This window comes from Streptomyces sp. NPDC045026 (assembly GCF_056432625.1).
Window position 1 is genome coordinate 165,839 of the sequence record NZ_JBWKIS010000006.1, and the last position, 14,796, is coordinate 180,634.

The 14,796-nt window shown below is 70.3% G+C and carries 10 protein-coding genes; 5 read left to right on the plus strand and 5 right to left on the minus strand.

Going from position 1 to position 14,796, the window contains the following annotated elements; translation table 11 throughout:
• Window positions 1–36: 36 nt before the first annotated feature.
• From AC07EJ_RS15965 to AC07EJ_RS15980, 4 genes are all read left to right on the plus strand, one after another.
• On the plus strand, window positions 37–987 hold the full coding sequence (locus AC07EJ_RS15965; protein ID WP_389480943.1) for a MerR family transcriptional regulator: 951 nt from the start codon (window positions 37–39) through the stop codon (window positions 985–987).
• Between the two features lie 115 nt (window positions 988–1,102).
• Entirely contained in the window at window positions 1,103–1,645 is a 543-nt protein-coding gene (locus tag AC07EJ_RS15970) for an RNA 2'-phosphotransferase (RefSeq protein WP_389480940.1), read from the plus strand.
• A gap of 105 nt (window positions 1,646–1,750) precedes the next feature.
• Window positions 1,751–2,689, plus strand: a complete 939-nt coding sequence (locus AC07EJ_RS15975; RefSeq protein ID WP_389480937.1) for an LLM class flavin-dependent oxidoreductase — start codon at window positions 1,751–1,753, stop codon at window positions 2,687–2,689.
• A gap of 116 nt (window positions 2,690–2,805) precedes the next feature.
• Window positions 2,806–3,708 carry an HAD-IIB family hydrolase gene (locus tag AC07EJ_RS15980; protein ID WP_478884414.1) on the plus strand — a complete coding sequence of 301 codons (903 nt, stop codon included), beginning with the start codon at window positions 2,806–2,808 and terminating at the stop codon, window positions 3,706–3,708.
• A 252-nt stretch (window positions 3,709–3,960) separates the two neighbouring features.
• Here the strand turns inward: AC07EJ_RS15980 and AC07EJ_RS15985 are convergent, their stop codons facing one another.
• From AC07EJ_RS15985 to hisC, 5 genes are all read right to left on the minus strand, one after another.
• A complete protein-coding gene (locus AC07EJ_RS15985; protein WP_389480933.1) occupies window positions 3,961–5,706 on the minus strand; it encodes a GAF domain-containing sensor histidine kinase in 1,746 nt (581 codons plus the stop codon).
• 77 nt (window positions 5,707–5,783) lie between these two features.
• The gene (gene cydD / locus AC07EJ_RS15990) at window positions 5,784–9,323 is read right to left on the minus strand and encodes a thiol reductant ABC exporter subunit CydD (RefSeq protein WP_389480930.1); all 3,540 of its coding nucleotides are present in this window, start codon (window positions 9,321–9,323) and stop codon (window positions 5,784–5,786) included.
• Window positions 9,324–9,349: 26 nt separating this feature from the next.
• On the minus strand, window positions 9,350–10,354 hold the full coding sequence (gene cydB, locus AC07EJ_RS15995; protein ID WP_478884415.1) for a cytochrome d ubiquinol oxidase subunit II: 1,005 nt from the start codon (window positions 10,352–10,354) through the stop codon (window positions 9,350–9,352).
• Between the two features lie 20 nt (window positions 10,355–10,374).
• A complete protein-coding gene (locus tag AC07EJ_RS16000) occupies window positions 10,375–11,907 on the minus strand; it encodes a cytochrome ubiquinol oxidase subunit I (protein WP_389481183.1) in 1,533 nt (510 codons plus the stop codon).
• 218 nt (window positions 11,908–12,125) lie between these two features.
• On the minus strand, window positions 12,126–13,205 hold the full coding sequence (gene hisC, locus AC07EJ_RS16005; RefSeq protein WP_389480925.1) for a histidinol-phosphate transaminase: 1,080 nt from the start codon (window positions 13,203–13,205) through the stop codon (window positions 12,126–12,128).
• A gap of 412 nt (window positions 13,206–13,617) precedes the next feature.
• Between hisC and AC07EJ_RS16010 the strand changes: the two genes are divergently transcribed.
• Window positions 13,618–14,730: a LacI family DNA-binding transcriptional regulator gene (locus tag AC07EJ_RS16010; protein ID WP_362907804.1), complete on the plus strand. Its 1,113-nt coding sequence runs from the start codon at window positions 13,618–13,620 to the stop codon at window positions 14,728–14,730.
• The last annotated feature ends 66 nt before the right edge of the window (window positions 14,731–14,796 follow it).

Genomic DNA, 14,796 nt, shown 5'->3' on the forward strand with positions numbered 1-14,796 from the left:
CGTCTTCCCACACGGCACGGCAGAGGGATGTGAAGCGTGACGGAGCAGGCTGTGGCCGAGTACCGGATCGAGGACCTGGCGCACCGCAGCGGCGCCACGGTCCGCACCATCCGTGCCTACCAGGACCGCGGGCTGCTCCCCCGCCCCGAGCGGCGCGGCAGGGCCAATGTGTACGGGGACACGCATCTGGCCCGGCTGCGGCAGATCGCCGACCTCCTCGACCGCGGGTACACCCTGGCCTCGATCAAGGAGCTGCTCGAGGCGTGGGACGCGGGACGCGGGCTCGGGGGTGTGCTCGGCCTGGTCGCGGAGGTCGACGGGCCGTGGACCGACGAGGAGGCCGACCGGATCTCGCGCGCCGATCTGGCGGCGCGGTTCGGGGGCAGCGAGGACGAGGCTGCCATCGCCGACGCGGTGGCACTCGGGATCCTGGAACAGATCCCGGGACACGAAGATGAGTTCCTCGTGCCGAGTCCCCAAGAGCTCGCCGTGGCCGCCGAGTTGCACGCTTCCGGTGTCCCCTTGCCCGCGATCTCCGCTCATCTGCGGGAGTTGAGGGGTCAGATCGAGCACATCGCCACGCGCTTCCTCGAGTTCACGACCGAGCATGTCTTCGCGCGCTATCTCGGCCCGTTGCCCCCGACGGATGCGGAAGCGGCGGAGGCGGCCTTACTCGTACGCAGGCTCCGGCCCCTCGCCCAGCAGTCCGTCGACGCCGAACTGGCGCGTGCCATGAAGCTGTTCGCCACCCGGCATCTCCACCGACACCTGTCGGAGGGCCCGGTCACTCCGCAGGTGGAGGAGGCTCATTCAGTGCCGCTTCCCGCCGACACGATTCGCGCTGTACAGAGTCTGGTTGGCGCGGAGAACGTCGCCGAGTTCATCGCCGTGGCAACCGAGCGGGAGGTACAGGCAAGGGCATTGGACACTCTTACCTCAAACCACCGCAATTCCACTCCTGTTGACCAAATGCCGCCAATCGCCTGACAGTTGTCCACAGAATCGCCAAATCCCCTGTGGATAACCGAACTTGGCTGTGGATCAAACCTGCGAACAGAAAAATCACGTGCACGAGGAGTGAGACGCCCGCCACTCTGGCGGGATGGATGAAAGACGCACCGTCAAGGTGTCGAAGTACCTCTCGAAACACCTGCGGCACCAGCCGGAGCGGATCGGACTGACCCTTGACGAGGGCGGCTGGGTCGAGATCGGGACGCTGCTCGCCACGGCCGCCGCCCATGGCTTCCGCATCACGCGGGACGAGCTCGACCATGTCGTCGCCGCCAACGACAAACGGCGCTTCGCGATCGAGGGCTCCCGGATCCGCGCCAGCCAGGGCCACACCGTGGACGTCGACCTCGGGCTGCCCCCGGCGACCCCGCCCGCGTACCTCTACCACGGCACCGTCGCCGCGGCCCTGGACGCCATCCGCGCCGAAGGGCTGCGGCCCATGAGCCGGCACGACGTCCATCTCTCGCCCGACCGCGAGACCGCCACCCGCGTCGGCGCCCGCCGCGGCCGCCCCGTCGTGCTGTCCGTCGACGCGGGAGCGATGCACCGGGACGGCCACACGTTCCGCGTCAGCGCCAACGGCGTCTGGCTCACGGAGGCCGTCCCACCCCGCTACCTGCGGTTTCCCGGCTGAGACCAGCTGAGATGAGCTGAGACCAGCCGGACCTGCGTGACACGGAGCCTCACGCCCCCGTCACCCCCGACCCACGCCCGGTACGCGCCGCTTAGGCTCTGGGGCATGAGCGATCAGCCCCGTCAGCCCACGCCCGCCCTGCGTCTGAGCACCGTGATCCTGCCCCACCGCCGCTGGCACGAGGGCAGCCGAGCCACGTGGCAGCGCGCCGAGGAGCTGGGCTTCCACACCGCGTACACCTACGACCACCTGGCCTGGCGGACCTTCCGCGACGGCCCGTGGTTCGGCGCCGTGCCGACCCTGACCGCCGCCGCGTCCGTCACGGAACGGATGCGCCTCGGCACGCTCGTGACCTCGCCGAACTTCCGGCACCCGGTCACGCTGGCCAAGGAACTGATCACCCTTGACGACATCTCCGGCGGCCGGATCACCCTCGGCATCGGCGCGGGCGGCAACGGCTTCGACGCGACGACGCTCCTGAAGGCCGGCGAGGAACCGTGGTCCCCACGCGAACGGGCCGACCACTTCGCCGAGTTCGTACCGCTGCTCGACCGGCTGCTGAGCGAGGACTCGGTGACGTACGACGGTGAGTTCTACTCGGCCCAGGAGGCGCGGAACATCCCGGGGTGCGTGCAGCGGCCCAGGCTCCCCTTCGCGGTGGCCGCAACCGGACCGCGCGGGCTGAAGCTGGCAGCCCGGCACGGGCAGGCATGGGTGACGACGGGCGACCCGAAGCTGTTCGAGACGGGCACCCCCGAGGAGTCGATTCAAGCCATTCGCGGACAGGCGGCCAAGCTCGCCGACGCCTGCGCCGGGATCGGCCGGGACGCCGCCGAGCTCGACAAGGTCCTCCTCACCGGATTCACCCCGGACCGCAACCGTCCGCTGGAGTCCGTGGACGCCTTCGTGGACTTCGCCGGCAAGCACGCGGCCCTGGGCATCACCGAGATCGTGATCCACTGGCCCATCCCCGACTCGGACTTCGCCGCCGACGAGAAGGTCTTCGAGAGCATCGCCACGGAGGCCCTCGCCCAGCTCGGCTGAGGCCCCGCGGCGACGCGGCGGAAACGGTGGGGCGCCTGCGCGAGGACCGTACTCATCTGCGCGCCCCACTGCACGCCCGTGCACGCCCATGCGCGCATGTGCGGGACACTGGTGCGGTGACCTCACCGACTCCTCGGCCCTGGACCCCGGCCGCCAACGCCCCCGCGCCCCGGCTCGTCGCCACGGACCTGGACGGCACGCTGCTGCGCGACGACAAGTCCGTCTCGCCGCGCACGGTCGCCGCACTCGCCGCCGCCGAGCAGGCGGGCATCGAGGTCTTCTTCGTGACCGGCAGGCCGGCCCGCTGGATGGACGTCGTCAGTGACCACGTGCACGGCCACGGCCTGGCGATCTGCGGGAACGGCGCGGCCGTGGTGGATCTGCACGGCGGCCCCGGCCGCCACCGGTTCGTGAAGGTCAGGGACCTCGCCCCGGAGATCGCCCTCGACGTCGTACACATCCTGCGCGCCGCCGCGCCCGGTACGGCCTTCGCGGTCGAGCGGACCGGCGGCCTCCATCACGAGCCGACGTACCCGCCGCTGCACCTGGAGGCAGGGGAGAGCGTCGCGGCCGCCGAGAAGCTCCTCGCCGACGGCTCGCCCTGTGCGGACCAGCCCGTCCTCAAGCTGCTCGCGTACCACGCGGACCTCGCCCCCGATGAATTCCTCGCCCTCGCCCGTGCGGCTGTCGGCGACCGCGCGGCGATCACCCGTTCCAGCCCGAGCGCGCTCCTGGAGATCAGCGGCCCCGGCGTCTCCAAGGCCAGCACCCTCGCACTGTGCTGCGCCGAGCGCGGCATCAAGGCGGCCGAGGTCGTCGCCTTCGGGGACATGCCCAACGACATGGAGATGCTCCGCTGGGCCGGCACCTCGTTCGCGATGGGCAACGCGCACCCGGACGTGCTCGCCGCCGCGTCGGGCCACACGGTGCCCAACAACGACGACGGCGTGGCCGCGGTCATCGAGCAGATCCTGGCGGCGCGGATGCCCTCCGGTGACGACTCACCGGGCGACGCCTAGAAGAAACGGTCCTCCGCGTGCGGATCCGACCCGGGACCTGGCCCTGGACCCGGCCCGGCACAGCCGTCCGACCCGGAACGCGGACCCGACCCGGAACATGGATCCGGCCCAGAACGGGGCATGCGCGCGCGGCCTGTTGAACTCGTACGCCTGAGGGGCCGGAGTGCCCCATGCGGTCAGATCCGTCGGATCCGTACCTCCGAACAGGGTCAGCGCCGTACTTCGTCGTTCCCCCTCAGCCCTAGCCCTCCCTCAGTGAGGCGCCTGCCAGACCAACGTCGTGCCGCCCCCGTCCTCACCGATGCCCGGCCCGTACCAGCTGTCGCCGCCCAGGGACTCGGCCCGTCGCTTGAGGTTCTTGAGGCCGCTGCGCCGGCCGCCCTCCGGGATGCCGACACCGTCGTCGGCGACCGTCAGCCGGACGCCGGGCTGCCCGTCGGGGAGCGTGACGTTCGCGTCGACTACGACATCGATACGGGCGGCTTCCGCGTGCCGGAACGCGTTGGACAGTGCCTCTCGAAGGGCCGCGGTGAGGTTCTTGCCGGTGAGCTCGCCGACCACGGTGTCGACGGCTCCGGCGAAGTGGTGCGTGGGCTTGAAGCCGAGCGGCACGGCGGCCATGTTGATCTCGCGCAGGACCCGTGTGCGCAGGCCCGACGGCGCCTCGGCGGGCCCCTGCTGGAGCGCGAAGATCGCTGTACGGATCTCCTGGATGGTGACGTCGAGCTCGTCCACGGCCTTGGCGACACCGACCTGCACCTCGGGCACGACGGACCTGCGCTGGGCGCTTTCCAGCATCATTCCGGTGGCGAACAGGCGCTGGATGACGAGGTCGTGGAGATCGCGGGCGATCCGGTCGCGGTCCTCGTACACCGCGAGCCGCTCCCGGTCGCGCTGCGCCTCCGCCATCATCAGCGCGAGTGCCGCCTGCGAGGCGAACTGGGTGGCGAGGGTGCGCTCCGCATCGCTGAAGGGCCGGGCGCCACGCGCGCGTGGCGTCACGAGCGTGCCGAGGACGCGGCCGTCGCTCTGGAGGGGCAGCATCATCGCCGGTCCGTAGTCGCGCGCGAGGTCGGTCAGTATGCGCGGGTCGGTGGACGCGTCCTCGATGAACACGGCTGCGCCGCCCAGCAGTTCGGCCACGATCTCGCTCTCGTCCGGGATGATCACGCCGAGGGCCTGCGACGGCTCGTCCGACGAGACGGCGACGATCTCCATGCCGCCCTCCTCGGCCGGCAGGAGAACGATGCCGGCCGCCGAGCCTGACAGGTGCCTGGCCTGTTCGGCGACGACCTGGAGGGCGTCCTCGGCGTCGCTGCCCGACAACAGGGCGGTCGTGACGGCCACAGAACCGTCGATCCACCGCTCGCGCTGCCTGGCGGCCTCGTACAGGCGCGCGTTGCCGATGGCGATGCCGGCCTCCGTGGCGAGGACGCGGACCATGCTCAGGTCGTAGTCGTTGAACTCGCCGCCGCCCTGTTTCTCCGCCAGATAGAGGTTGCCGAAGATCTCCCCCTGTACGCGGATGGGAACGCCCAGAAAGGTCCGCATTGGGGGGTGGTGGGCCGGAAAGCCGCAGGAACGCGGGTCATCGGCCAGGTCCGCGAGGCGTACCGGGTCCGGGTCGTGGATGAGCGCCCCGAGCAGCCCGCGGTGGCCGTTGGGCAGCCGTCCGATGAGCTCCGCCGTCTCCACGTCGACTCCGTGGAAGACGAAGTCCGAGAGCGCTTCGCCGTCCTCGGAGACGACGCCGATCGCCGCGTAGCGGGCGTCGGCGAGTTCGGCGGCCGTCTCGCAGATGCGGTCGAGGGTGGTGTGCAGTTCCAGACCGGTGCCTACGGAGCGCATCGCTTCGAGCAGCTGCGGCACCCGCGCGGTCAGTTCAGCGGACAGCCCCTGGAGGCCGCGCGTCGCCTGCGTCGCCGCCTCCAGGGCGTAGGAGGAGTCCCGCTCGCCGTCGGACGGTGGGGTGGCGCCGGGTGCCGGTGCAGCTGACATGCCTTGAGACTAGTTAGCCCTGTTTGGAGAGGAAAGTCAGGGTTGCGAGCCGCTACCAGGGCACCCGGTACGCATGGCTACGCGCCCACCAACAGCTCCGCCTCCCGCTCGCGTTCCCGCAGCGCGCGCAACGGCCCGTCGGCCGCCACCAGATCCTCGTACGTGCCGCGCTGCACGACCCGCCCCTCGTCGAGGACGATCACCTCGTCCACGGCGTCGAGGCCGGCCATCCGGTGCGTGATCAGCAGCGTCGTCCGGCCCTCGGTCGCGGTCAGGAGGTCCGCCGTGAGCGCGTCCGCCGTCGGCAGGTCGAGGTGCTCGGCGGGCTCGTCGAGTACGAGGACGGGAAAGTCGGCGAGCAGTGCGCGGGCCAGTGCGAGCCGCTGCCGCTGGCCTCCGGAAAGGCGCGCTCCGTGTTCGCCGACGAGGGTGCCGAGCCCTTCGGGCAGCGAATCGGCCCACTCCAGGAGGCGGGCCGCGGCCAGGGCTTCGCGCAGTTCGTCGTCGGTGGCGTCCTTCTTCGCGAGGAGCAGGTTCTCGCGCACCGAGCTGTCGAAGAGGTGCGCGTCCTGCGCGCACAGCCCGACGAGCCGCCGCACGGCATCCCCTTCGAGCCCGTACGCGTCCTGCCCGGCCAGGGTGTACGCCCCCTCGCCCGCGTCCAGGAACCGCAGCAGGATCTGCGCGAGCGTCGACTTGCCGGACCCGGACGCGCCGACGACGGCGACCCTGCGGCCCCGCTCCAGCGTGAGATCGACCCCGTGGAGCGCGTCCCGGCCCTGCCCGTCATGGCGCGCGGCGAGACCGTGTACGAGGAGAGGGAACGGGTCCTGCGGCGCCTGCGCGGGCGCCTGAGGCTCCCGTACGGGGTCCGGCGCGTCCAGGACCTCGTGGACGCGTTCGGCGCTCTTCCTGACCCGCTGGCGATACTGCACGGCGAGCGGCAGGCCCATGACGGCCTCGAACGCGGCCAGCGGCGTCAGGACGACGACGGCGAGCTGGACCCCGTCCAGACGGCCCTCGCGCACCCCCTGCACCCCGGCGAGAGCGGCACCGGCGACCGTGAGGCCGGTGATCAGCGCCGTGAGACCGTCGCCCAGCGCGGTGGCGGTGGCGGCGCGGGACACGATCCGCGTCAGTACGGAGTCGGCGGCCTTCGCCTGCGCGGTGCGCGCGGGCAGGGCTCCGGAGACCGCCAGTTCGGCGGTGCCGGTGAGGAGTTCGGCCACGCGGGTGGCGAGCGTCCCGCGCGCGGGGGCCAGCCGGCGCTCGGCTCGGCGGGCGACGGCTCCGGAGAGCAGCGGTACGCCGACCCCCGCGAGCAGCAGGCCCACGGCGAGCACGGCACCGGCGGCGGGGAGCATCCAGGCGGTGAAGGCGACCGAGGCGGCACCGACCACCGCGGCGGCCGACGCGGGCAGCAGCCAGCGCAGCCAGTAGTCCTGGAGGGCGTCCACATCGGCGACGAGCCGGGACAGCAGATCGCCGCGGCGCGTCGCGCGCAGGCCCGCGGGGGCGAGCCGCTCAAGGCGCCGGTAGACGGCTACCCGGGTGTCCGCCAGCATCCGCAGCACGGCGTCGTGCGACACGACCCGCTCGGCGTACCGGAAGCAAGCGCGGCCGATCCCGAAGGTGCGGGTCGCCGTGACGGCGACCATCAGGTACATCACGGGCGGCTGTTGCGAGGCCCGCGAGATGAGCCACCCGGAGGTCGCCATGAGCCCGACGGCACTGCCCAGGGCGAGCGCTCCGAGCAGCAGCGCGAGGGCAAGGCGCCCGCGCCGCGCCCGGGCGGCACCCCGCACCCGCGCGAGCACACTGCCCCGGCGCTCCCCGGAGAGGGCCGGTACATGACCGTCCTCTTCGTGGAGGGCCGATACGTGAACGTCCTCTACGTAAAGAGGCCCTTCGTGGGCGGGCGCTTCGGCCGCCTCGTCTCGCGACACGGGACGTACGGCGGGCTCCCCTGCCACCGCGTCGGAACGCGGTACGTCGAGACGCACCACCCGGTCGGCGACGGCCAGCAGCGCGGGACGGTGCACCACCAGAAGGACGGTCCGGCCGACGGCGAGCCTGCGGACCGCCTCGACGATCCCCGCCTCGGTCTCGCCGTCGAGCGCGGCCGTCGGCTCGTCCAGCAGGACCACGGGCCGGTCGGCGAGGAACGCCCGCGCCAGGGCGAGCCGTTGCCGCTGCCCGGCGGAGAGCCCGGCCCCGTCCTCACCGAGCAGGGTGTCCATGCCGTCCTGCAGCGCACGGACGAAGTCCTGTGCCCCGGCCTCGCGCAGCGCCTCCTCGACCTGTGCGGGCGACGCGTCGGGCCGCGCGAGCCGCACGTTGTCCGCGATCGACCCGGCGTACAGCTGCGGCCGCTGCGGCACCCAGGCCACGCGCGCGTGCCACGCCTCCCGGTCGAGACCGGCCAGATCGGCGCCCCCGACGAGGACCCGCCCCGCCTCGGGACGGACGAATCCGAGCGCCGCGCTCAACAGCGTCGACTTGCCCACACCGCTCGGGCCGACGAGTGCCACCGTCTCCCCGGGCGCGACCTCGAAGTCGGCCTCCGAGACGGCGTCCGCGGACCGGCCGGGATAGCGGACGGTCACGCCGTCGAATGCGATACCGGTGGCCGCGGGCACCGCACCGGCGCCCAACGGCGGCACCGGGGTCTCCAGTACGGCGAAGATCTCCTCCGCTGCGGCGAGCCCCTCGGCCGCCGCGTGGTACTGCGCGCCGACCTGACGCAGCGGTAGATAGGCCTCGGGCGCGAGGACGAGGATGACGAGCCCCACGTAGAGGTCCATGTCGCCGTGCACGAGTCGCATGCCGATGGTCACGGCCACCAGGGCGACCGACAGCGTCGCGAGCAGTTCGAGGGCGAACGACGACAGGAAGGCGATGCGCAGGGTCCGCATCGTCGCCTGCCGGTACTCGCCGGTGATCCGGCGGATCGACTCGGCCTGCGCCTTGGCCCGCCCGAACACCTTCAGCGTCGGAAGGCCGGCGACCACGTCCAGGAAGTGCCCCGAAAGCCGGGACAGGAGCCGCCACTGACGGTCCATGTGGGACTGGGTGGCCCAGCCGATAAGGATCATGAAGACGGGGATCAGGGGCAGCGTGCAGACGATGATCGCCGCGGACACCCAGTCCTCGGTGACGATGCGCGCGAGCACTGCCACGGGCACCACCACCGCGAGGCCCAACTGCGGCAGATAGCGCGAGAAGTAGTCGTCGAGCGCGTCCACACCCCGCGTCGCGAGCGCCACCAGGGATCCGGTCCGCTGCCCGCTGAGCCATCCCGGGCCCAGCTGGGAGGCGCGCTCCAGGAGACGTCCGCGCAGCTCCGACTTGACTGCCGCGCTGGCCCGGTGAGCGGCAAGCTCGGTCAGCCACGAGACCAGACCGCGCCCGGCCGCCACCAGCGCCAGCAGCACGAAAGGTGTGCGCAGGGCGGAGACATCGAGACCGCGCTCGAAGGCCCCCACCACCACTTCGGCGATGAGCATCGCCTGAGCGATGACCAGGCCCGCCCCGGCCACGCCGAGGACCACCACCGCGATCAGGAAGAGGCGAGTGGCCCTGGCGTACCGGAGCAGACGCTGGTCGATCGGTTTCACGTGAAACACACCCTCGTATCAGGGGCTCAGTGCGCGGCGTCGGCGATGTGCTGGGTGCCGATCCGCTTGCGGAACACCCAGTACGTCCACGACTGGTAGAGCAGCACGATGGGCGTCGCCACCGCCGCGCACCAGGTCATGATCTTCAGGGTGTAGGGGCTCGACGAGGCGTTGGTGACCGTGAGGCTCCAGTCCGGGTCGAGCGACGACGGCATGACGTTCGGGAACAGCGTCAGGAAGAGCATCGCGACGGCTGCCGCGATCGTGATGCCGGACAGCGCGAACGACCAGCCCTCACGCCCCGCCTTGATGGCACCGATGGCGCCGACGAGGGCGACCACCGTGACGATCATCGCGATCAGCGACGAGCCGTCGCCCTTGTCGGCCTGCGTCCAGATCAGGAAGACGAGCGCGAGGACCGCGGCCACGAGACCGAGACCCAGCGCCATCTTCCGCGCCCGCACCCGGATGTCGCCCACCGTCTTGAGCGAGGCGAACACCGCGCCGTGGAAGGTGAACAGAGTCAGCGTCACCAGACCGCCGAGGATCGCGTACGGGTTGAGCAGGTCCCAGAAGCTGCCCACGAACTCCTTGTGCGCGTCGATCTTCACGCCGCGCACGATGTTCCCGAACGCCACGCCCCACAGAACCGCCGGAATCAGCGAGGTCCAGAAGATCGCGTGCTCCCAGTTGGTCTGCCACTTCTCCTCGGGCCGCTTCGCCCGGTACTCGAAGGCGACACCGCGCACGATCAGGCAGACCAGGATCATCAGGAGCGGCAGGTAGAAACCCGAGAAGAGCGTCGCGTACCACTCGGGGAAGGCGGCGAAGGTCGCACCGCCGGCCGTCAGCAACCACACCTCGTTACCGTCCCAGACGGGTCCGATGGTGTTGATCAGGACGCGCCGCTCGGTGCGGCCGCGCGCGAGGACCTTGGTCAGGACCCCGATCCCGAAGTCGAATCCCTCCAGGAAGAAATAGCCGATCCACAGGACCGCGATGAGTACGAACCAGACGTCGTGAAGTTCCATGCCTCAGCAGCTCCTCAGTCTCAGTACGAGAAGGCCATGGGCCGGTCGGCATCGGAAGCGTCGCCGGAATCCGCTCCGGATCCCGGGCCGACGATCTTGGTGGGCGGGTTGAGGTCGGCCTCGGTGAGTTCGGGCGGCCCCTGCTTGACGTACTTGACCATCAGCTTCACCTCGATGACGGCGAGGACGGCGTAGAGCAGCGCGAACACGATCAGGGAGGTGAGGACCTCACCCTGCGAGACGCCGGGGGAGACCGCGTCCTTGGTCCTGAGCACGCCGTAGACCACCCACGGCTGCCGCCCGGTCTCGGTGAAGATCCAGCCCCAGGAGATGCCGATGATCGGGAAGATCAGCGTCCACTGGGACAGACGCCACCACCAGACGCCCAGCTTCGGCATCAGCTCCTTGTTCTTGGTGAGCATCAGCCTGGGCACCTCGTCCTCGCCGGTGCGGTGCTCCGGCGCCAACCAGAACTTGCGCCGGGTGAGCCACAGGCCCGCGGTGCACAGGGCCATCGAGACCCCGCCGAAGCCGATCATCCAGCGGTACGACCAGTAGGCGGTGGGGATGTTGGGCCGGTAGTCACCGGGTCCGAACTTGTCCTGCTCCGCCTTGTTGATGTCGTTGATCCCGGGGATCTCGGCGTTGAAGTCGTTCTTGGCGAGGAAGGACAGCACGCCGGGGACCTCGATGGCGACCGAGTTGTGGCCCTTGGAGACATCGCCGTACGCGAAGATCGAGAACGGTGCCGGCTTCTCCGTGTCCCACAGCGCCTCCGCGGCCGACATCTTCATCGGCTGCTGGTCGTACATCACCTTGCCGAGCGTGTCCGCACTGACGACGGTGAGGAGCGTGCCGACCATGGCCGTGACCAGGCCGAGGCGCAGCGACATCCGCATGGTGCGGATGTGCTGCTTCTTACGCAGGTGGAAGATCGCTATGCCGGTCATGAACGCGCCGCCGACCAGGATGGACGCGCTGATCACATGCCAGAAGTTGACGAGCACCGTCTCCTGGAAGAGCACAGCGGCGAAGTCGGTCAGCTCGGCGCGCTTGGTGCCGTCCCGCTCCACGATCCGGTAGCCGACCGGATGCTGCATGAACGAGTTGGCGGCCATGATGAAGTACGCCGACAGGATCGTGCCGATGGACACCATCCAGATCGTGGCGCAGTGCAGCTTCTTCGGGAGCTTGTCCCAGCCGAAGATCCACAGACCGATGAAGGTCGACTCGAAGAAGAAGGCGATCAGCGCCTCGAAGGCGAGCGGAGCGCCGAAGATGTCGCCGACGAAGCGCGAGTAGTCGGACCAGTTCATGCCGAACTGGAACTCCTGCACGATGCCGGTCACGACACCCATGGCGATGTTGATCAGGAAGAGCTTGCCCCAGAACTTGGTCGCCCGGAGGTAGTGCTCCTTGCCCGTCCGTACCCAGGCCGTCTCCAGGATCGCCGTCAGCGCGGCGAGCGAGATGGTCAGGGGGACAAAAAGGAAGTGATAGACGGTCGTGATGCCGAACTGCCATCGCGCCAAAGTCTCCGGCGCCAGAGCCATCAACGTTGGGTCCACTGCGTCATCTCCTTAGGTCGCCGTGGTCCAGCGGCAATTTGCCCCTTAAATCCCACTGCTCTCCGGATCAACCAGGCACGCTTGTGAAAGCGTTCACATTCACAAGCATTATGTACTACCGGCTCCGGACAACAGAAGGGGGGTCCCCCCCCTTACTCAGGGGAACCCCCACCGCGCTACAGGGCGGCCGCAGCCGCCCGGGACTACAGCTCCTTGCGGAACGCCGCCGCCGTGTTCAGGAAGACGTCATTGGCCTCGGTCTCGGCGACCGTGGCCCGCATCCCCTCGCCGGCGAACGGCCGCACGACGACACCGGCCTGCTCGCACGCCGCGGCGAAGTCCGCCGTGCGCTCCCCCAGCCGCAGCCACACGAAGTTCGCGTGCGTCTCCGGCACCGTCCAGCCCTGCGCCCGCAGCGTCTCGACCACGCGGTTGCGCTCGCACACGAGCGAGCCGACCCGGCCGAGCAGCTCGTCCTCGGCCCGCAGCGAGGCGACCGCCGCGTCCTGCGCGAGCTGGCTCACGCCGAACGGCACGGCCGTCTTGCGCAGCGCGGCCGCCACCGGCTCATGGGCGATGGCGAAGCCGACCCGCAGGCCCGCGAGACCGTACGCCTTGGAGAACGTGCGCAGGACCGCGACGTTCGGACGGTCCCGGTAGAGCTGGACGCCGTCCGGCACGTCGGCGTCGCGGATGAACTCGCGGTACGCCTCGTCGAGCACGACCAGGACGTCGCTCGGGACCCGGTCCAGGAACCGCTCGAGCTCGGCCCGGCGCACCACCGTGCCGGTCGGGTTGTTCGGGTTGCACACGAAGATCAGGCGCGTGCGGTCGGTGATCGCGTCGGCCATCGCGTCGAGGTCGTGGACCTCGCCGGACGTCAGCGGCACCTCCACGGCCTTGGCGCCGCTGATCTGCGTGATGATCGGGTACGCCTCGAAGGACCGCCAGGCGTAGATGACCTCGTCACCGGGGCCGCTGGTCGCCTGGAGCAGCTGCTGCGCGACCCCGACCGAGCCGGTGCCCGTGGCCAGGTGCGTGACCGGCACAGCGAATCGTTCCGCCAGCTCGTTCATCAGCCCGGTGCAGGCCATGTCCGGGTAGCGGTTGAAGGAACCGGCCGCCGCGACGGCGCTCTCCATCACGCCGGGAAGCGGCGGATAGGGGTTCTCGTTCGAGGACAGCTTGTACGCCACCGGTCCACCGGCCGCGGCAGCCTTGCCCGGCTTGTAGGCAGGAATACCCTCCAGCTCGGCACGCAGCTTGGGGCTCGTCTCGCTCACCGCAGTCCTCCTCGCGACCACCATTTCAATACTGCTCACCTTAAGAGGATTCGCGGCAGACCCCAATGGGCCGGGGTCCCCGACATTCCGGGCGGTCGTCCGACACCACCCATGACGACGGCCGCGGACCTCCTGTAGGCGTACGGAGGAGAGGGGGCGCTCCCCTTTCCAGCGCGCGCCGGTGGCTCGCGCCGTGGCGCGCATCCCCCGTGAAGGTGAGTTGAGACCTACTCGCAACATCGCCGACTTGGCAGGCCCATGCGCGCCGACAAGTGACGTCCTAGCGTCGATGCCCTCAACTCCCTTGATTTCCAAGGTCATTGACATTGTTCCGCCATGCAGAAACGTACCTGTCAACGCGCGCATATGCACCCACGCGACCCCGCCTCATGAGCCCTACTATCGGCTCGCCATGACAGCAGCAGGGAAGCACCAGGTGAGCCGGGCAGAGACCACCCGCCGAGGCACCCGGCAGGTGCGGGCGGGCATCAGAGATGTCGCCGCCGCCGCCGGGGTCTCCATCACGACTGTCTCCGATGCACTCAACGGTAAGGGCCGGCTCCCGGACGCCACCCGACGCCGTGTCCGCGAGGTCGCCGACCGGTTGGGCTATCGCCCCTCCGCGGCGGCCCGAACGCTCCGTACCGGAAAGTCGGGCCTGATCGGCCTGACCGTCACCACCTACGGGGATGAACCTTTCACCTTCACCGAATTCGCGTACTTCGCGGAAATGGCGAGAGCCGCCACCTCGGCGGCGCTCGCCCGCGGCTACGCCCTTGTCATCCTGCCCGCCACCTCACGCCATGACGTCTGGTCGAACGTCGCCCTCGACGGCACCGTCGTCATCGACCCGTCCGACCACGACCCGGTGGTCACCGAGCTGGTCCGCCAGGGCCTGCCCGTCGTCTCCGACGGGCGCCCCGCCGGCACGCTCCCCGTCACCGCCTGGGTCGACAACGACCACGAGGCCGCCGTCCTCGGCATCCTCGACCACCTCGCCGCCGCGGGGGCCCGCCGCATCGGACTGCTCACCGGCACGACCACGGACACGTACACCCATCTGTCCACCTCCGCGTACCTGCACTGGTGCGAGCGGATCGGACAGGAACCCGTGTACGAGTCCTATCCCGCGCACGACCCGTGCGCGGGGGCCGTCGCCGCCGACCGGCTCCTGGCCCGCCCCGACCGGCCCGACGCCGTGTACGGACTCTTCGACCCCAACGGCACGGACCTGCTCGCCGCCGCCCGCCGGTACGGCCTGCGCGTCCCCGAGGACCTGCTGCTCGTCTGCTGCAGCGAATCGACCGTCTACGCCACCACGGAACCACCCATCACGACCCTCTCCCTCAAGCCGCGGCGGATCGGCACCGCGGTCGTCCAGCTCCTGATCGACGCCATCGAAGGGGTTGAATCGGACCAGCCGGTCGAGCAGGTGATACCGACGGAACTCATCGTCCGGACCTCGTCCCAGCGCCGTCCGCCCCGCACGACGGTCAGCCCGCCCCGCTCCCCGGGACACGGCTGAACGACGGCTTCCGGGTGGTCACCCCGAAGACCACCCGGAAAAGCCCGTACCAATTCGGGAGAAAAG